Source organism: Corallococcus sp. AB038B, from assembly GCF_003668955.1.
GTDB classification, from domain to species: domain Bacteria; phylum Myxococcota; class Myxococcia; order Myxococcales; family Myxococcaceae; genus Corallococcus; species Corallococcus exiguus.
In genome coordinates, this window is record NZ_RAWO01000002.1 from 361,923 (window position 1) to 381,535 (window position 19,613).

The following is a 19,613-nucleotide window of genomic DNA, read 5'->3' on the forward strand; positions in this document are numbered from 1 at the left end:
GATGAAGGCTCCCGACTGGAAGCCATTGGAAGCCTCGGTGCTGCGCGAGCGGCTGGAGGAGGTGAAGGCCCTGCTGCTCCAGGCAGCGGCGGTGGGCGTGGCCCAGGACGCCGAGCGGCTGGAGAAGCTGATGGAGCTGGAACAACGCACCCGGGAGGACGCGCGTGGCCGAGTTCAACGACGCCGCTATCGCTGAGCTCCACGGCGCGCTGGAGGCCTGCTGCGAGGACCTGGCGAAGGCACTGGAGGATGCGGAAGGCACGGACGCCACTGGCACCGAGGCCGGGGCCGGGCCCGCGTGGCGTCCGCTGCTGATCGGCGTGCCGCCGGGGCTGGAGCAGCTGGTGGGCATCATCAAGCCGCCGCTGCAGATCATCATCGCGGTGCTCCAGTTCGTGCAGGCGCTGCTCCAGGCGCTGGCGGCCATCCTCCTGGGGCTGCCGGATCCGTTCCGGGCGCTCATCCTCGCGGCCTACGAGCTGCTCAAGGACATCATCAACGACCTGCTCAACGCGGGGGCGTACCTCTACGCGGACGCGCCGGGCATCGGGCCCACGGAGACGAACCTGGCGGAGACGGGCTTCATCCCGAACATCCCCAAGGACTTCAAGGCGGGCTTCGCGCTGGAGCGCCCGCCAGTGACGCCGGACGGCTTCGCGCGCTGGGCGGGGCGGTTCGTCGCGTCCTTCGATGATCCGGGGGATGACTCGCGCCCGACGGTGACGGACGGCGCGCCGGTGCAGGCGGTGTTCATCGTGATGGCGGCGCCGTCGCTGGATGCGCTCCGGCAGGCGCTGTACCTGCTGGGCAAGCTGCTCAACATCAGCGCGTTCAAGAAGGCGTTCGAGAAGTACCCGAAGGGCGCGTTGGATCCGCGCCGCAGCCGGGCGCGTGGAAGGTCAGTGAAGCCGGACTGGAAGTCCGCGCGCATGCGGGACCTGTTCCCGGACCTGGAGAAGCTGCTCATCCTCCCGGAGGCGCTCAGGGCGCTGCTCCTGTCGGTGGACAACCTGGCGACGCTTCTGCGGAGTCTCGCCGCCGCGATGCAGGACAAGGTGCAGGTGTTGCTGAAGCTGGCGCAGGCGGTGCAAGCCATCATCGACCTGCTGAACGCGCTCAAGTCCGCGGGGATGTACGCGCTGCCGGTGTCGACGACGGGCGGAGTGGCGGGGCTGAAGCAGGCCTTCCTCACGGCGACGAACCGGCCCCCGGGAGGCTACGTGGGAGGCATCTGCCTGCTGGCGGCGGGCCCCAACCTGGCGAAGGCCGCGATGCTCTGGGAGCTGCTGGGCCTGTCCGCGGCGATGGAGCTGGCGTCGGGAGACCTCACGCTCCAGGACGTGAAGAAGGCCCTGCTGGAGAGCGAGGCGGCGCAGGTGCTGGAGGCGAACACGGACGAGGTGAAGGACGCCTGGGGCAACCTGAAGACGACGGCCCAGAAGAAGGCGGACAAGTTCGTGAACGCGGTGGAGAAGGCGCCCGAGAGGTTCGCGAAGGCGGTGGGGCGCACGCCAGAGGAACTGAAGGCCGCCGCCGAGCGGAGCCGCTCCGCGCTGGTGGAGGTGCTGGACCAGTCGAAGGAGCACGTGGAGGAACAGAAGGAGATTCTGGAGGGCATTGCGTCCACGAAGCACGCCCAGCGCCGGGGAGGGCGTTCGCTGGCCATCGGCTTCGGAGGTCCGGGCGCGTCCGAACGTCCGCCGAGTCCGCAGCCCCCCGCGGCTGACACGTCCACACCACCACCCGGCACGCCCAAGAAGGGAACCGGCCCGTGAGCGCGGTGACACGCCTGAGCGCGGAGCTGGACGGCTGGACAGCGGCCTGGAAGCAGCTGGAGGCGTTCCTGGACCGCATGGACGGCGTGGCGGATCAGGACGCGCCGCAAGTCCAGACAGTGTGCGCGCTCCTGCCCGTGTTCAACGTCATCGAGCGGGCCCGTCGTCGCGCGGTGGGCATCGCGCTTGCGCCAGCCCTGGCCGCCGCGCCCCGGGGCGAAGGACTGCCGAATGTGTCCGTCGGTTCGCTCGTAGGGAGTGAGAGCCGGCTGCCGGGCGTGGAGGAGCTGGAGTTCGCGGTGGGCACCATCGAAGCGGATGGAGACGGAAAGCTCACGGGAGCGGCGTTGCTCGCGGGAACGGTGACGCTGTTCGCCTTCCGCGACGAGAAGCACGGCGGCGAGGTGGCGGTGCGGGTGCCCACGTATGACTTCGGGCCCCTTTCGACGAGCGGCACCGTGGAGGACGCCATCGACGCGGGGCTCTTCACCACGGACCAGCGGAAGGATGCGGCGGAGAGCGGCGTCGCGGAGCTGGGGACCTGGACGGGCCTGCGCACCACGAGGCGGGCGGAGCTGAAGACGACAGCAGAGACGGTGTCCCTGAGCAGCGTGCTGGATGGGCTGAGCGTCTCGTCGACATCCAGCGCCTTTGATCCGGTGGCGTCCGGGGCTTCAACCCGCCAGAGCGAGTGCCTGTCGGACCGGAACGTGCTGCTCCAGGCGAAGGTCACGCTGGAGGAGCAGGGCGCGGCCCCGGAGTTGACGGATGCGCTCCAACGCGCGGCGGATTCACTTCAGGCATCGGCGACGGACTACGGCGCGGTGGCCACGGCGCTCCAGCCGCCACGCACCGTGATTGCGTCCGTGTCGGGACTGGCGTCGTTGAAGACCACGCTGAGGAGGGCGGATTCACCGGGCATCCCCGGCCAGCTGTCCAACGAGCTGACGACGTTGGACATCGAGGCAGGGAAGGGAATGGACGAGGCGGTGGCGTCGCGGCTGGCGTATCCGGATGGGTCGCTGCGGATGCTCCGGACGTTGGAATGGTCGCTGCGCTTCCACTGGGTGTTCCGTCAGCGATGGTTCGACGTACGCAACCGGGCCGCGCTGGCACCGCTGCTGAAGCTCGTCCTTAAGCCATTCTGCGACAGCCTGACGCGGGTGCTCGCGGGACAGTCCACGGGAATCCCGCTGGTGGGACCGGTGGCCCTGGTGAAGGACACGCTCACGCAGGCGACGGTGCTATCGGTGACGCCCACGGTGGACCTGGGGCAGGTGCAGCCGGGCCACGTGGCGAACGTGGGAGGAGAGCGGCCCACGCTTGCGCTGGTGCTGGGCTGGGAGGTGAAAGGAGCCGAGAAGCGCCTGCGAATCGCACCGCTGAATGTGTCCATCGCGACGGACGCGAAGCTGCCGGGTATCGCCGGGCTGGTGAGGAGTGGCTCGCCCGTGAGTGGAAGCGCGGTGTCCATCTCCACGCAGGAGTTGATGGAGGGACACGCGGCGGCGGGGCCGCAGGCGGACGGGGTGGTGCAGGAGATCATCGCTCTGGGCGCGAAGCTGAACCTGATCCTGGGGCAGGGAGGAGGCGCGCTGGGGCTGGTGCCGTCATCGGTGGCCGCGCCGTATCCAGGCCAGACGTTCAAGTTGCTGCCGCCAGTGGAGGTCGGAGCGACGCAGCTGTTCCTGGATGGCAGCCCGCTGGTGAGCACATCTGGCTCGAGCAAGCCGGTGCAGGTCGCAAGGCCCGGGGAGCTGTTGCTCGTGCGCGGAGCGGACGACGAAGGAACGTGGTGGCAGGGCGTAGCCACTGTGGACACGGTGGACGTGCGCACAGGCGCGGCGGCCCGAGCGGACGACGAGGTGACAACGACGCCCGCGCCGCTGTGCTGCGAGGACGACGAGGAGGTCGTGGTCATCACGCTGCGCGACCTGCAGATGCCCAAGGCGCTGGTCCGCGACGTGACGCTGCGGCGCGACTTCAAGGGCTTCGGAGGCCCGAGCCTCGCCACGGGAGTCATGCTCCCCATCGAGCTGGACTCAGGCACAGCGAACATCACGGTGCAGGACGGCGGCGTGACGAAGACGGTGCTGAGGGATCCGGAGCTGAGGGCCGCGACCACGGTCCTCAAGTCCTGGCTGGGAGTGCCGACATGAGCGAAGCCAGAGACGACCTCTTCGCGGTGGCCGCGCTGCTCGCGGAACTGGACCGGGTGCTCCATCCCCTGGAGCGAGGAGAGCGCGGAGACTTCAAGGTGGATCCACCGCTGCCACCGTCCCTGCCAACGCCAGGTGCGCGGAGGCGGGAAGGGGAGTCAGGCCGCGCGGTGAAGACCGCGTCGCCCTCGACAGGCCCCAGGTCCATGGGGCTCACGGAGCCTGCCAACGCGGCGCCACCCATGCTCAAGCGTCCTGAGCGGGTCGAAGTCCCTTCCGTGACGGAACCCATCGCACCCATCCGCCGTCGCGTCCCCCGACCTGTCGGCACGCCAGCACAGCTCCAGGAACCACGGCCACCGGTCGAACCCGTGAACCGAAGCCCAGATGGGCAACTGCCTCCCACGCTCGCGCTCCCCGTTGTCCCCAGCGCCCCAGAGGTTCAGACGGAGGTCGCGGAGCCACAACCACGCCGTCCTCGCACGGAAGCCGGGGATGTCCCTTCACAACGAAGCGACCGGCCCGAACCAGCAATCCAGAAGGCCTCTGATGTCCCTCTCGCCGCCGAAACACGCGTGAAGGCCCCAAGTCCGCGAAGGAGCCGGGTGCCGAGACCCGCCGTAGAGAGGAGCGCCGAACCCTCACGGATCAGCGCACGGGTCCCGGAGTCCCCAACACGCCGCCATCGCGTCGCGCGCGCCACCACCCAAGCGCCACCACAGGCTCCCCCAGTGGAGCAAAGGGAGACGCCCCCACGGGCATCGCCACGGAGGAGCCGGACACCCCGAGCCGTGGACCGACGGCCAGCACCGGACACACGAAAGGTCCCCCCGTTCCAGGAGGAACTCGGACCACGTCGTTACGACAGACCTGAATCACGGACTCCGCATCCTTCCCAATCGGAGGAACGGGGCGAATCCATCCTCTCCCCATCACGGGCCACGAGGCACACCGCACCAGGCCCGGTGCACATCGAAGTGAAGACGTTGCTTCCTCCGCCGCGAGTCCAGGCACTGCCACGGCCCGAAGTCGCAGATGAAGAACCCGTGTGGGAAGACGCGCCGGAACACGAACTGGAAACAAGCACACGGGCCTTCTTCATGAACGGCCGTCGCCTCACGGCGAGGGACGCAGAAGCGCTCCATCAAGCAGAACAGCGACTGCGGCGCCGGATGGTCGGCCGATCGCTGTGGAGGAGGCGAGGATGAACGCACTTCCTCCAAGACAGCGATTGGGCCACCTGCTGCGCTCCCTCGCGAAACAGCTTCCGGGCCAGCTCGACGGCCTATTGGAGAACGCCAGGTTCAAGGACGGCGCCGCGGCGCTCCAACGACTGGCGGACCCGGCGCACGTGGAGCAGGCACTGACACGCATGTCGCCAGAAGAAGCCGGCTGGCTCGCGGACCTGCTCACCGAGCGCTGGTCCTGGATCGCCGAAGTCCAACTGGAGCCCGAAGTGGCCATCGTCGCGCCAGACGAACTCTGGCTGGGCGCGGAGGCCATCCGCGTGCCGTTGTCGCTCGCGGCGGTGGGACTGGACGAAGGACTCGAAGCGGTCTGGGAAGGCGCTGTCCTCCCAGGTCCACCCGCGTCCACTGCCACGCTCTTGGCGAGACCTCCCGAAGGCAAGACACCCGGAGTCGCCCGGGTCCGGGCCCAGGTCCGAGCGAGCGTGAAGGGTCAGCGCTGCGTGCTCATCGCGCAGGCGCAGGTCGCATTGAGGCGCCCGTCGGTGGTGGTGAGCGACGACCGGCGCAGGCTGCTGGTCCAGGACCACACGGGACGTCCGGCCGTGGGCTGCCGTCTGGAGATAGGCCCGGACGTGCACCTCACTGGCGCAGGGGGCCTGGTGGACCTGGAAGTCCCAGCGCAGCCCGGTGTGTCGCTCAAGCTGGAAGGCATCCCGGCCGGACGCATTCCCGGAGGCAACCCATGAAGACAATGACGTCGCAGACGCGGAAGACACCCGACCGCAAGCCCGCCATGAACAAGGCCATCGCGCCGTCGCAGCAGCCCAAGACGGACACAGCCAGGGCCCAACTGGGAACCGCGGCCAAAGGGCCCACGATGAAGGCTGCGGCCGGGGGCAGCTTCAAGGCGAAGAGCGCCCCCCGGGTCACGGCGAACCCCAATATCCGGATGCCGAAGAAGTAGCCCACCCCGACTCGACGGACCAGGACAGTGGCTGGTGGTTCCGAGGGGAGGGGGCCCCGGGCCTGGGCCTCGGGAAACCTGTCCGACAGTCGGACAGGTTTGAGGCGCCTCGCCCCCGGAGGTGGCGGCCCGCCTGAAACTCCCCGCCATCCCAGGGGGCCCAGCTTCGTGAGCGGCAGCCCCGGCGTCCTCGCACTGCCAGTCAGCTTCAGGAGGCCAGCACCCACCGCACGGCGCCCACTCCCGCCGACACCTCGCGGCGCGAAGCGCACAGCGGCTGTTCCCGTCCCCCGCACAGCAGTCCCGCCCGCGCCCATTGCGGAAGCGAAGCCACGAGCTTCTCCACGCCCCAGGCCGACGCCCGAGTAGCCCCGTCGTCCCGCATCGAATTGCCCCACGGGAACAGCCGTCCATCAGGCCCACGGGCCGCCATCTCCCATTCCTCACCGGAAGGCAGCCGCAGCTCCACGCCTTCAATGCGTGACAGCGCCGAGCACAGTTCCTCTGCCTCCACGAGAGTGCACGGCAGTGGTTCCTCCGCGTCCGGCCCCGCCGTGCCCATCGGCCCCTGTGAAGCCGCCATCGCCCAGGCCGCAGCGGCCCGGCTCACGGGAACCCGAGCAACAAAGAACCCCGGAGACATCACCCGCCGCAGCGTCGGCCCTGTCCCCAGCCAGTGCTCCACCGGAGGCACCCAGCGCGCCTCCAACCCGGAGCGGCGCAGCCGGTACGTGCCTTCCCGTTCCACCACCGCTTCGGGCAGTCCCGCCGGACGAGGCCCCGGATCCACCGGCGTCGTGAGCGCATGCAACAGCAGCGTGGGGTCGTCCCGAACATCCGCGGGACCCGATAGCGCGCGCAGCAGCGGAGCCATCCGCTCACGCTTCGGCGAACCCTCAGGAGGCAGCGGCCGGCCCGCGAGCACATGGGCCACCAGGTCCCGCAGGTTCGAATAGAACTGCCGGTCCCTCGGGTCCGCGCCCTCACGCGTCGACGTAGGCATCCGAGCCTCGCGCAGCGCCGGCAGCACCTCCCTCGCCTGGAGCCGGGCCGCCGCCATCACCGCCGTCACCCGAACCTCCGCGTCCGCGTCCACCAGCGCGGAGCGCAGCACCGCGTCGACGTCCGGATTGGACGCCGCCTGATCATGGATGAGCCAGCGCAACACCTGCCGCCGCTGCTCCTCCCCCGGCAGGTGCGCGAACAGCACGGAGCGGTCCGGATGCGCCTCCTTCTCCGCCTTCAGCCGCGCGAACGCCTCCTCCGTCCCATCCGGCACCAGCGACGCCAGCACGCGCTCCGCGGTCCGCGACACGCTGAACTCCGGATGGAAGCGCAGCGCCGCCACGCGCTCCATCGACGAGCGCTCCCGCAGCGTCTCCGTGGCCAGCAACCCCAGCAGCACCTCCCGTGTCTCCGACGACGCCAGCAGCGCCGCGAGCGCCGGGGCCTCCATCACCGGCACCGCCTTGCGCACGGCCACCCATTCCCCCACGGCGTCAGGTCCGGAGAACTCGAGCACCCGCAGCCGGAGCACCGGGTTGAACGTGTAATGGAGCGCCGAGTCCGTCCCGCGCTTCACATACACCGCGGACTCCGGCTCGCCTGGGATGAGCGGAGGCGTCTGGCTTTCGGACTGGAGGAACCAGCCCAGCGCGGACAGCACCCGGTCCATCGCCTCGAAAGAAACCTCCGGCAGGGCGACAAGGGCAGGGGAGCGCATCAGGCCGGCTTCACGAGCGCATGCAGCGACTCACCCACCCGCGCCACCGGCCGCCCCTCCACGCCCACGAAGTACGCGCGAGCCGCCCAAAGCAGGTCACTCCACGAGACCTGCTCCGCGGCCTTGATCTTCGGAAAGCCCTCCACGAAGGACTCCCACGCGGGCCGCACCGCTTCAGACGGTGCCCCGACCTTCATCGCCGTCGCCAGGTAGCGCACGAAGCCCTGGACGTTGAAGCCGAACTGCTCCCCGGGCGTGAGCGTCTCCGGAAGCTTCCCACCTCCCACCAGCTTCGCCGCCAGGTCCGGCTCCCCCAGACAGAGCGCCACCAGCCCGCAGCGATAGAGCAACACGTCATCCAGCTTCTTCACCTTCTTAGCGAGGGCCTCCAGCCACGTCTTCGCGGGCGAAGCCTTCACCATTCCTTGCGCGGCCCCGCACGCTTCCGCCGCGTTCACGAAGGACAGCACCTGGAGGGCGACTCGCGGCGGATCCACCGAGTCGAAGAACCCCCCGGCCTGCTCGACTCCAGCCGCACACAGCGGCACCAGGGGCGCGGCCGCCGCGCGGGCCTCCTCGGCTCCCGTCAACACGATGAGCGACGCGAGCACATCCGCCAGCGTCCGCAGGTATTGAACGGGCGTGTTCGCCTTCGTCAGCGCGATGGGCGAGAAGCGCTTCATGAGCTCGCGCGCGTGGGTGTTCTCTCCCCACTCGGCGGAGAAGAGCCCGGCCCAGGTGCCTGGAACGTTCACGGGGATTCCAGCCATGTCACTCCGCCTCGTTCACGGCTGCTGCCGTTGCTGGAAGAGGGCCATGTGGTGCTTCCACAGGGCGCGGTGCGCATCTTTGACGGTCGTCGCGGCGCGCTGCAATCGCTCGAAGAGGCCACCGTCCTCCGCCTCTTTGCGAAGCTTCGAGACGAACTTCGTCTCCGTCTTCAGCCCCGCATCCTTGCTGCGCTGGAGCCGCGCCAGGTTGCCCGACTCCCAGGCCTCCAGGTCCATTTCGCGCGCCAACGTCAGCAGCGTGTCCACCTCCGCCTCCGTGCGGGTGAAGCGCTTCAGGAACCGCTCCACCGTTCCGTATGTCTTCTTCTCCTCCGGCGCGCCGGCCTCGGTGAGCAACAGGCTCTTGGCCACGCCCACGTCCAGCCTGGGGATGCTCCGCAGGGGCGCATCACAGAAGGGACAGGCCGACGGTTCCTGGAGGACGGTCCGCCGGCCTCCGGTCAGGTCCACCCGGTTGTGGACGGTGAACGTGGAGCCGCACACGAAGCAGGTGACGGAGGTGGAAGGAGCGACGCGCATGTCGGAACCTCATCATGGAGGAGGCCAGCGGGGCGGCAAGAGATCGATGACGCGGCGGCCGAAGCTCTCCGCGTCCGTTTCAATGGGCTGCCGGAAGTACCTTGGGTCTCCCGGCCCGTAGTAGTGGCCGCCGGAGCCAGGCAGGTTGCGCCACCACCGGCGCGAGAACGGATGCGACTGTCGGCCAATCGAATACTGGTAGGCCTGATACGCCTGATAGTAGTGCCGCGACTCGTGGACGGCGGTGCCCACCGCGTCGCCCACGTCCAGGTTCTCGTTGATGACGATGACGCCACGCCGGCTTACGGGCGCGAGCCGGCCCTGGTGCGTGACGTTGAAGTCCCATTCCATCCATCCGTAGTCCCCAGCCGGCAGGTTCTGGAATTCGACCCGTGGACGACGCGACTGGGGGACGCCCATGGCATCCATTGCCGCACCCACTGACTTCTTGAGGGCCTGCTGCCGGTCCCGGAGCGACAGCGTGCCGAACGTCGAGGGGTCCAGCTCCGGGATGTCCTCCAGCCCCGCTTGCAGGTCGCGCATCTGCGCCAGCTCGAAGGGCTTGAACCGGCGGCTGCTCCAGCTGCGGGAGACGGTGACGTCGAAGTCCCCCCAGCCCAGCACGTTGCCGGTGGGACCTATCGTGCGAATGCGCTTCGCGGTCTCGAACGGTTCGATGATCCGGGCGATCTCTCCCGGCTTCACGTTCGGGTCCAGGCTGTGGATGAGCCCCTTCAGCTGTTTGGGATCGATGTTGTACTGGGCCAGCAGGCCTGGCTTGCGCTTCGTGCCCTTGAGCGCCGACTCCACCTTCTTCAGCACCTTCAGCGTGGCCCCGACGCGGCCCTTCTTCAGCTCATCCCTGAAGACAACCATCAGGGCATCGAGCTCCGCGCGGGGGGCCGAACCGTGGGGCATGACCTCCCGGACCAGCGACATCTTGCGCCACGCGTCCGCGATGCGTTCGACGCGGTCGACGAGCTCCCAGCCCGGCGGAGGCATGGGGGTAATGGGCCCCACGCGCAGCTCGATGGAGATCCGCCACTCGTCGATGGCCTTGGTCAGCGCCTCCAGGTGCGCCGGCCCCAGGCCTCTCGCCCGGGTCCAGGCCAGGTCCGACAGCTGCGCTTGCAGGTCGTCCAGGTTCTTGCGGAGGTTCTCCCCCACCGCCGTGAAGTCCTTGAGCCTGGGGGCGTGCTTGCCGCCCTTCACCTCGACCAGGTGGAGCTTCGCGCTCGTCGGATCCGCGGCGTGGTCGAACTCGACGATGATTTCATCGATGCCGCTGCCTTGCTCCGCGCCCCTGGGCTTGAAGTCCAGCCGCCGGAATCGCTCCGTCGGCCCCATCCGTTCGCCGAGCAGCGCCTCCGTGAACGCCCGGGACTTCTGCTTCTCCACCACCTCGCCCGCCTCGGTGGTGCCGTAGCCGCGCGGCTGCCAGCGGTTGCGGGAGCGCTTGGACAGGATGAGCTCGATGTATTCCTTCTCACCGCTGGCGCGAGTCACCTCCACCAGCTTGTAGTAACGGAGCTCCTTGGGGCGGTACATGACCTCCTGCCACGCGGGGCCGATCTGCGCCACCGTGTCCGCCGGATCCAGCTCCAGCGTGGTGCGCCCACGCTGGAGGTCGTCGAACACCTGGCGCGGTGCGCTCTTGATGTACGGATCATCCAGCTCCGGCCCCCCCTTCGAGAACGGCCCCACCTCCGGGTGGTCGCCGTGGAGCACGGTGTTGGGCCACACGTTGTTGGGCCTGCCTGGCTCCCGGATGACGGGCTTGGTGTCCGTCACGGTGAGCACCGGGGCCGTCTTCTTCCCACCTCCGCGCGTCTTGACCGCCGGCGGCTTCGTCTCCGGAACGACCACCTCCGGTGGCTTCGCCGTGGGAAGCTCCATCTCCAGCTGTTTTGGCGTCGGAACCTCCGGCGCTGACGGCTTCGCCGGGGTGAATTCCAGCTCCAGCTGTCTGGCCCCCTCCGCCTCCGGTGAAGGGACGGGCGGTTCCTTCTTGCTGAACAGCCGTGGAGGCTCATTCAGGTACTGCGGCTTCGAGCGCACGCCCTGGCCGAACTCCGCCATGTCGAGGGGTGTGAACGCATCCACCTCCTTCATCCGCTGGCGCAGGTTCTCCAGCGTCTTCTTTCCCTGCCGGATGCGGCGGGTCGCCTCCTCCGGGTCCATGGACACGCCGCGCTTGCCCTCCAGCGACGTGAGCAGCGACTCCTGCGCGTCGATCTCCAGGAGCAGCTTCTTGCGATAGAGCTCGAACTGCTTCTCGATGGGCAGCTTGTCCCAGTGCCGCAGCGCCCGTTCGTCCAGGGCCTTGATCAGGTCGCGCGTCGCCTTGTCGTGGCGCTGGAGCAGGTGCAGGCCCTCCTCGCCCAGGTCGGACAGGTCCGCGCCCGCCTTGACGATGATGGTGGGCTTGCCGCGCCGGAACATCGCGACGGCCTGGGCGGACTTGCTGCCGGTGAGGGCTTCGAAGTCCGCCTCGGAGATCAGCTCGATGGGCGTGTTCGCGAACGCCTTTCGCTGCGCGGGCGGGATGTGCTCCAGCAGCTCCTTGCGCATCGCGCGCTGGAGCTGCTGCCGGTCGAAGTCGCCGGACATCTGCTTGAGCAGGCCCTCGTCGAACTCGCGCAGGAACTCCTTCATGTTCCCGGCGGGGTTCTCCGCCTTCCACTTCTTGAAGAGGGTCAGCCGCTCCTTGGGCGTGCCCCGGAAGTGGAGCAGGTCCTGGGTGCGCGGCGGGACATGGGGCTTGGAGATGCCGCCCAGCGCGCCGAAGGCCCCGGCCATCACCGCGCCCGGCGCCGCCTGCATCACGGTGCCGGCCAGCACGTTGAAGAGCGCGTTGCCGCCCTTGTAGTTCTCGTCGTTGAGGACGTTGCCCAGGAACGCGGAGGGCGCGGACTGCACCAGGCCTTCGGCGCCCTGGGCCAGGCCGTGCGCCGCCACGCGGGCCATCACCCCGCCTTCCTCCGCCATGCGCGCCAGGAACCCCAGCTTGAGCAGCTTCGTGCCCATGCCAGCGGTGGCCGCGGCGGTGAGGGCGTCCACGGCGCCCACGCCCGCGTCGACGGCCGCCTCCTCCCAACCGTAGGCGCTGCCCTTCATGGCGGCCTTGGTCAGCATCGTCACCGCGGCCGTCGCCACCGCCATGCCCACCAGCACCGGCGTGCTGGCCATGAACGCGCCGAACGCGGCCCAGAACCCCGCGCCCGCGGGCGGAGCGAAGATGCTGACGATGACGCCGATGATGATCACCACCGCCATCACCACCGCGGTGAGGACCATCACCAGCCGGTCGGTGATGAAGTCCACCTGCTCGCGGTGCATCTGCACCGACTCGTCGGCGTAATCACCCTGGCGCTGCACGCGATCGGACTTCTTCTCCCAGTCGTCCTGCCACTGGCGCAGCCCGTCGGCGGTGTAGTTCTTGTCCCCGGGCTTGGGGCGCATCCGCTCGTGCAGCTCCAGCGCGCTCACCTCGGCGTCGAGCGCGGACGCCTGGTCCAGCACCAGCTGGTACTCCGACGACGCCAGGCTGTTGGTGGAGCGCGCCTCGAAGTGCACCCGGCGCCAGGCCCGGTCCGCCTTCTCGCGGGGCGTGACGGGCTCGCCGTAGTCCACCATGTCCAGGACGTCGAACTCATCGCGTCCGCCCAGCTCCTCGTCGATGCGCGCGCGGAAGCGCTCGAAGGGCGTGCGCGTGTCGCCAGGGTCGGCGGGGTGGTCCTTGGCCCACTCCTCGGCCATGGCCTGGATCTCCGCCTTCGTCTTCCCGGCGAAGACCTCCTTGAGCGCGTCCTCGTCCGTGCCCACGCCCTGCACGGCGTACTGAACGATTTCCGCGTCGGTGAGGTAGCCCTTCTCCAAGAGCGACGCGACGGCGTCCCGGTCCGCGCCGGACGTGTCCATCAGGACGGCCTGCTCGAAGCTCGCCTGGAGGTGCGTGCCCTCCACGTAGGCGCTGTCGTACTCGGCCGCCAGCGCCTTCATGTTCGCCATGGCGTCGGCCTGGGCCTGGGCCTTCGCCTTGCCGTCCACCTCCTTGCGTTCCTTCGCGATGCGGGCCTGGACCTTCTCCGGGCTCCACTTGTCCAGGAACTCCACTTCACTGATGCGGCCCTTGCGGCGGTCCTCCTCCGTGAGCGGGCCTTCGCTGGCGGGCTTGACCTTCGCCTCGTCCAGCGTGCGCTCGATGTCCATTCGCTCCTGGACGTCCAGGTAGCCGTCACGGCGCGCGTCGGCGATCTGCCGCTTGCCCTGCGCGGACATGGCGTCGCGGATGACCTTGTCGTCCGCGTAGAAGACGCTGGTGTGCTCGATGCGGATGCGCGCGGCATCCACCTGGAGTCCCTTGTCGTCGCGCAGGCCCTCGATGAGCTTGAGGTCCTCGCCCTTCATCTCGTCGTGGAACGCGGCGCTGAGCGCGCTCTCACCCGTGGTGCGCTCGGTCCACTCCGGGCCGTATTGCTTCTCATACGACGCGTCGATGGCCTGGTTGCGCTTGAGCAGCTCCGCGCGGAACGTCTTGGTGTCCCAGCCGTACTGCTGCGCGTCCGCCTCCGTCTCCTTGCGGATGCGGTCGTAGACGCCCTCCATGGCCTTGCGGTCGGTGCCCAGGCCGAAGAACCACCCGCCGCGCATGGCGCGGTCCATCTCGATGGCGCGCGCGTCCTCGGTGCGGCCCTCCACCAGGGCGTGCATCTCGTCCACGTCGTGTGTCTTGAGCGCGCCGCTGCGCAGCTCGTCGTCCATCTGGACGACCAGGTCCTTGCCGTACTTCTGCTGGTAGGCCTTCTTGATGGCTTCGATCTGCTCCGGCGTCTTGCCGCGAAGCAGGGTGAGGATGGCGGCCTCGTCCGTGCCCCAGCCCAAGCCGAAGAAGGTGCCCTCCATGGCGTCGTTCAGCTCGACAGCGGCGGCCTTGGAGGCGTTGCCGGAGAGCAGCGCTTCCGCCTTGTCCCAGTCGTGCGTGGTGGTGCTGAAGAAGTCGTCCAGCTCGCTCTTGAGCCGCTCGCGCAGGTTCTCGTTGTGCTCCTGCTGGTAGAGGAGCTCGATGTAGTGGCCCTGGAGCGGGTTGAGGTTGGCGAGCGCGTCGAAGATCTTCTTCTCGTCCGTGCCCCACTGGTCCACGCCCTCCCAGACCTTGAGGGAGATGTTGCGAGCGCGGTTGCTGAAGAGGGGCTCCTGCTGGTCGACGACGATCTTGAGCCGCTCCAGGTCTGTGGACGCGAGCAGCTCCTTCTCCAGGGCCTCCATGAGCGGCTTGCGGCGCTGGCCGATGATGCGCACGGCCAGTCCCTCCGCGAGCGCCTGCACCGCGTCCTTGCCACCCTTGCCGTAGTAGGAGAGCAGGATGGCCTTCTGCTCCTCGCTGAGGGCGTTGTTCCCCTTGATGGTCTCCGCGTCCAGCTCCTCGCCCTGGCGCAGGCGCACCTCCGCGAGGAACAGCATGTTCTGGTCCAGCGACGTCTTGTTCTCCGCCGCGCGAGCGGTCTCCCACGCGCGGCTCTCGTCGTGGGCGGCCGCCAGCCAGTCGATGATCCACCCGAGCAGCCGGTCCCAGAAGCCGCGCTCGTAGCCGATCTGCTTCGCGTGCCAATCGCGGATGACCTCCCGGGCCTCCTTGCCCGCGTCGCGCAGCTCCTGCTGATAGCGCTCCACGCTCTGGTCGATGTCGCGCTTCGCCTTCGAGACGACGGCGCCAATCTCCTTGCGGCGGTCGTCCAACCACTTCTTGGTGGGGCGGTACGCCTCCGTGGCGGTCTTGAGCTTCACCGGATCATCGCCGGCGTCCTTCTTGAGCTCCCACTCGTCCTGGAGCGCGGCGAGCTCGTAGGCGTGCATCTGGTCGCTCGCGGCCTTCGCGAAGGCTTCCTTGAAGCGCTTGCCGTTCTGGTCGTACCGGACGACCCAGTTGCTCACCTTGGTGTCCACGGCCGCGATGAGCGCGTCGCGTTTGCGCCGGGCCTCGGTCAGGTCGACGCCGCCCTTGATGGCGGCGGCCTTCGCCTCGGACTGCGCGTCGAGCGAGGCGCGCATGCGCGACAGGGAATCAGCGAACGACTTGCCGCCCTCCTCCAGGCTCTTCTTCGCGTCCTCGTGCGCCTTGCTGAGCGTGCCGGTGGTGGCGGCGTGCGAGTCCACCAGTTGCTTGCGGCGGGCCTCCACCTTCGCGTCCAGGTCCTCCTTCTTGATCTGCGCGGCGTCCGCGACGCGCTGGAGCTCCGCGGCGAAGATGGGACGTTCCGCGGTGATGAGAGCAACGCCCCAGGACGCATCCAGACCGCCCGGGACATAGGCTTCGCGGGCCTTCTGGACGGAGGCGTCCGCGTACTTGTCCGGAGCGACGAGCAGCCGCGCCAGCACGTCGCCAATGTCCACGCGAGCGAAGTCGGGGACGTTGATGGGCGCGGGGGCGGCCTGTTCGAGGACGGTGATGCCCTTCGCGGGTTCCTTGGGCTGGACCTTCGCCTTCTTCTGCTTGTCTGCCTCGGCGGTGATCTTCTTCTGGAGGCGCGTCCAGTCCTTGAGCTTCTCCGGGTCGGTGGGCTTGGGGCCGCCGGGCTTGTAGACGAGGTCGCCGAGCGGGCCCTTGATGAGCATGTGCCCGCCGTCGTCGCGCACGAGCTGCGCGCCAATCTCCGGCACATGGCCCAGCGGGCTCTTCCGCAGGTCGGGGAGTTTGGCCTCCTTGACGTCCAGCTTCCGTTCGCACTTCGCATCCACCAGCGAGGAGGCCTTGCCGGTGGGATCGTCCGGGATGGCCGGAAGGTCCTTCGGCTGCTTCGCCGGGGTGATGGCCTTCTTGCCTTCGTCCTCCAGTTGCTTGAGGCGCGCGGCGCGGACCGCGTTGGGGTCCACGGCGGCCTGGGTGATCTTGAACGTGTAGCGGGGCGCGGGAGGAAGCTGGGGCTCCGGGACCTGCGCCGTGGTGCTGGAGATGCGGCCCTTCCATGCGGTGACCGGATCCGCGTCCGCGCCCACCGCTGGCGCAGCGGGGATGGGCCCCGCCGTGACAGGTGCCGCCTGCGCAGGAGGCGGCGCGGGAAGGCTGGCAGGGGGCTCCACCGCCGCGACGGCACCCGTCGGATCCGGAGCGGTTTCGAGACCGTGCTTGATGCCTTGGGCGCCCTGCGCATGGGCCTCGGCCAGCTGCTTCTGCCACTCCATCGCGGCCGGAGGCACGGGCACCCTGGGGCCCGTGTCGACCGTGGCCTCCGTCTGGATGGAAGGAGGCTCCTGGGGTCCAGCGCCAGGGGAGGCCTGACGGACGACGATGTGGACATCGCTCTGGCTCGACAGCGCGGACACCAGCGTGTCGATGCGCGCGGCGTCGTCCATGCCGCCGGGAGCGGTCCCCGTGGGAATGGAAGCGGGCGCGGGAGCTTGCTCATGCGTTGCCAGCTCGCCGCCCGCGCTGGGCGCATCGACGGTGGTGGCTGTAATGGATTCGGGCGCGGGAGAAGTGCTGCCCCCGAGTCCCGCCGCTTCCGACTCCGCGGTGCTCGTGGTGGGTTCGAGGTCTGAAGCACGGGCCTCGGCGAGCCGCGCGGCGGTGTCTCCGAGTTGCTCAGCGGAGCCCAGAGGCAGGACGGCCATGCGTGCCGCATCACGCCGTCGAGCATCCTCCTCTTGCTGCTCGAGGGTCGCGGGCTGGGACGCGCCAGCCGCCTGCGCGAGCCCGGTGTTCGGTTGTGGCGCGAGCCCATGGATGCCCAGCTCCGCCTCGACGGCGCCGGGCGTGGAGAGCAGCGCGACCTCCGGCGGGTGGACCGGGTACGGCTCGAAAAGATGCGAGCGCGGACCGCCCAGTGTCCGCCACGCCGGGTCGCTCCACCGGCGCTCCAGATCGCGAGCGGCATCACGAAGCACGGGCCCGTGAAGGGCAGGGGCCGAGCCTTTAAGTGACGCGAGCCGCGCCGCCAGCTCACGCGCGGGATTGGACGAGGAAGGGCCCCGGGGAACGACACCCGGAGCACGAGGAAGGGCCGCGGAGGACGAGGGAGTGCGCCCGGAGTTCTTCCGGAGCATGGCCTTGGCGGAGGCCTTCGGGCCCTGGTCACGGATGCGCACGGTCCCCCCCGCACCATCAGCGCGAGGGACGCTAGGTCATCTCCACATCGAGGACCAGCGAGGCCCGGATGGGATGTCCATGACTGCTCCAGAAGCGATGGAGCAGGTCAAAGTCATAACTCTCCTGGACGCGAGGTGTGAGCTTGCGGCCATCCAGCTCGTGCGGGAGTCCACGGGAGAGCAACCCATGCAACACGCCAAGCAGCTCATGTTCCTCCTCCGCGCGGTGTGACCACGCGGAGACGATGAGCCCCAACCGCAGCGCACCGTTCTGGGTGACAGCCAGCCGGTAGAGCGCGAGCGACACAGCGGGCCGCTTCCCCGCGAGCGCCTCCCGGGTGGGGGAGCCGTGGAGGATGTGGACCTCCTTGAGGAAGTGTTGTCTGAGCTGCGAATCCAGTGCCTCCTGGAACACTTCCGCCACGCGACGAAGGCGTGTGCCCGCGTCCGAGGGAGCCTCCGCCTCCGGGCGCCGCGAGAGCCGGCCCAGCTCATACAGCTCCAGCGCGACGGCGCGCTCCAGGTGCTCCTGGGCCAGCGGAGCACCCGCCTGTTCGGCGAGGAAGATGGCCTTGAGCGCGGCGTTGCGGATGTCGCCGCCCGCCAGCCGGTGCCGCTGCGCCAGTCCCGCCAGGTCGAGAGCCCCCGCGCGAGGCACACCCTCCGGAAGCATCAGCTCCCAGATGCGGCGGCGCTCGTCGACCTCGGGGAAGGGGAACTCGATGCGCGCGTGGAAGCGCCGCAGGAAGGCTTCATCGATGGCCGTCTGCAGGTTGGTGGCGAGGATGATCAGCCCGTCGTGACGTTCGATGCGCTGGAGGAGGAAGCCGACCTCCAGGTTGGCGAAGCGGTCATTGGCGTTGCTGACCTCCGTGCGCGCGGAGAACAGCGAGTCCGCCTCGTCGAAGAACAGCACGGCGCCGGAGCGCTCGCCGTGGGACAGCACCTCGTCGATGTTCTTCTCCGTCTCGCCCACGTACTTGCTGACGAGCCGGGACAGGTCGATGACATACAGCGGCCGGCCCACCGCATGGGCGATGACCTCCGCGGCCAAGGTCTTGCCAGTGCCGGAGCGTCCGGAGAAGAGCGCCACCGGCCCCGTGTGCATCCGGAAGCGACGTGACAGGCCACGCTCTTCGGCGACGCGGTCGCGCTGGGCCACGTAGAACAGCAGTCGCTCCAAGGCCGCGCGAGTGGTGTCACGCACCACGAGGTCCGCGAAGGTCCGCGACGTCTCCAGCCGGTAGCCATGGCGCAAAGGCACCTGGACAAGCCGCGAGGCCGCGGCACGAAGCGCATCCGCGTCACCGCCCGGAGCCGAGTCGAACACGCGGCGGATCTCCTGAACCCCGCCCCGAAAGCCAGACGCCAGCCGTCCCGCGTCCACTTCCGTCAATGACAATCCCCGGACCCGGGCCTCCTCCAGCCACAGGGTCCGCCGCTGGACGAAGCCTGGAGCGGGTGCCTCATGGTGCGGCACGGCGAAGGGCTGCGCGGAGTCCGCGAGCACCAGGGCCCGCCCGCCAAACCGTTGGCACAATCCAGACAGCGTCTCCGTGACGGAGAGTGCCAGCCCCCGCTCACCCCCGGACATGTCCACGGCCAGCATCGCGCCGCGCACGGAGGCCAGACGCCACAGGGCCCGGGCCATGGAAACCGGCTCTGGAGCCCCTGCCCACCGAGCGACAACCAGCGGTACACCGGCTTCGTCAGCGAGGCTCATCGCCACGCCCAGCCGCTCTCCTTCGCCATGCACGACAGCGAACGTCCCGAGTGACGAAGACGGCAGCACCTCCGGTCCATGCCATTCCAGCGAGAGCTCGCCCAGCACGGAGGGCCTGGGCAGTTCCAGCAGGGCCTCGCGGACCTCCGGAGCCAGGTCCACGGGCCGGAGCATGGGAGGAAAAGCGCCAGCGCCCGTCTGCAAAAATCCACCGCCCACCAGGAGTCCGCTGTCGGTCAGGGACGCCAGCAAGCGCTGCGCGCGAGCAGGCGTGCGTCCCAGGACGGTGAGCAGCAACCGCTCCACGTTCCATCCCTGCGCGGTCTCGTCCTGGAGCACGGCGAACAGGCGCGAGTACCGGGGCTCCAGCCACGTCGCGAGCAGGAGCAGCAGCGCCTCCTCCTCCACGGTGTCGACGCGAAGCGAAGCCCGCAGCCGCGCGAAGGGAAGGGGAGGCGAAGTCCCCAGGAGCGGCGTCTCCGCGAGCGCCGAGCTGAAGGCGAGCTCGGCGGTGGAAGGGCGCACGGTGGTGCGCACGGCATCCCAGCCATTCTCCTGTTCCCCCCGGAGCTTCGAAGCGCGGGCCTCCTCCAGGTCACACACCTGGACGAGCAGCGCATCCAGACGCCTCAGCGTCTCCCCCCACAACGGATCCATGGGCGCCTCCAGCCGGCCAGCATACGG

10 protein-coding genes are annotated in these 19,613 nt (G+C 69.2%); 5 read left to right on the top strand and 5 right to left on the bottom strand.

Annotated features, from left to right (window positions below; translation table 11 throughout):
- Position 1: 1 nt before the first annotated feature.
- The 5 genes from D7Y04_RS44015 (at position 2) to D7Y04_RS12660 (ending at position 6,088) form a co-directional block, all read left to right on the top strand.
- Positions 2-196, top strand: coding sequence for a hypothetical protein (locus D7Y04_RS44015; RefSeq protein ID WP_120594156.1), 195 nt, complete (start codon positions 2-4; stop codon positions 194-196).
- Positions 165-1,775 (top strand): hypothetical protein, encoded by a 1,611-nt coding sequence (locus tag D7Y04_RS12645; protein WP_121759488.1) that lies wholly within the window; start codon positions 165-167, stop codon positions 1,773-1,775. Before D7Y04_RS44015 ends, D7Y04_RS12645 begins: the two co-directional genes overlap by 32 nt.
- A complete protein-coding gene (locus D7Y04_RS12650; RefSeq protein ID WP_120594154.1) occupies positions 1,772-3,934 on the top strand; it encodes a hypothetical protein in 2,163 nt (720 codons plus the stop codon). Before D7Y04_RS12645 ends, D7Y04_RS12650 begins: the two co-directional genes overlap by 4 nt.
- Before the next feature lie 1,204 nt (positions 3,935-5,138).
- On the top strand, positions 5,139-5,870 hold the full coding sequence (locus D7Y04_RS12655; RefSeq protein WP_147477098.1) for a hypothetical protein: 732 nt from the start codon (positions 5,139-5,141) through the stop codon (positions 5,868-5,870).
- On the top strand, positions 5,867-6,088 hold the full coding sequence (locus tag D7Y04_RS12660; RefSeq protein ID WP_139916135.1) for a hypothetical protein: 222 nt from the start codon (positions 5,867-5,869) through the stop codon (positions 6,086-6,088). Before D7Y04_RS12655 ends, D7Y04_RS12660 begins: the two co-directional genes overlap by 4 nt.
- Before the next feature lie 208 nt (positions 6,089-6,296).
- Here D7Y04_RS12660 and D7Y04_RS45105 read toward each other — a convergent pair whose 3' ends face one another.
- The 5 genes from D7Y04_RS45105 to D7Y04_RS12690 are packed head-to-tail and all read right to left on the bottom strand — an operon-like array spanning position 6,297 to position 19,586.
- Positions 6,297-7,811 carry an SUMF1/EgtB/PvdO family nonheme iron enzyme gene (locus D7Y04_RS45105; RefSeq protein ID WP_199749656.1) on the bottom strand — a complete coding sequence of 505 codons (1,515 nt, stop codon included), beginning with the start codon at positions 7,809-7,811 and terminating at the stop codon, positions 6,297-6,299.
- Positions 7,811-8,581, bottom strand: a complete 771-nt coding sequence (locus D7Y04_RS12670; protein ID WP_121759490.1) for a hypothetical protein — start codon at positions 8,579-8,581, stop codon at positions 7,811-7,813. Before D7Y04_RS12670 ends, D7Y04_RS45105 begins: the two co-directional genes overlap by 1 nt.
- A gap of 15 nt (positions 8,582-8,596) precedes the next feature.
- Entirely contained in the window at positions 8,597-9,121 is a 525-nt protein-coding gene (locus D7Y04_RS12675; protein ID WP_121759491.1) for a hypothetical protein, read from the bottom strand.
- Between the two features lie 12 nt (positions 9,122-9,133).
- Positions 9,134-17,206 (bottom strand): hypothetical protein, encoded by an 8,073-nt coding sequence (locus D7Y04_RS12680; protein WP_147477099.1) that lies wholly within the window; start codon positions 17,204-17,206, stop codon positions 9,134-9,136.
- Positions 17,207-17,237: 31 nt separating this feature from the next.
- Positions 17,238-19,586 (bottom strand): AAA family ATPase, encoded by a 2,349-nt coding sequence (locus D7Y04_RS12690; protein ID WP_158627505.1) that lies wholly within the window; start codon positions 19,584-19,586, stop codon positions 17,238-17,240.
- Positions 19,587-19,613: the final 27 nt, after the last annotated feature.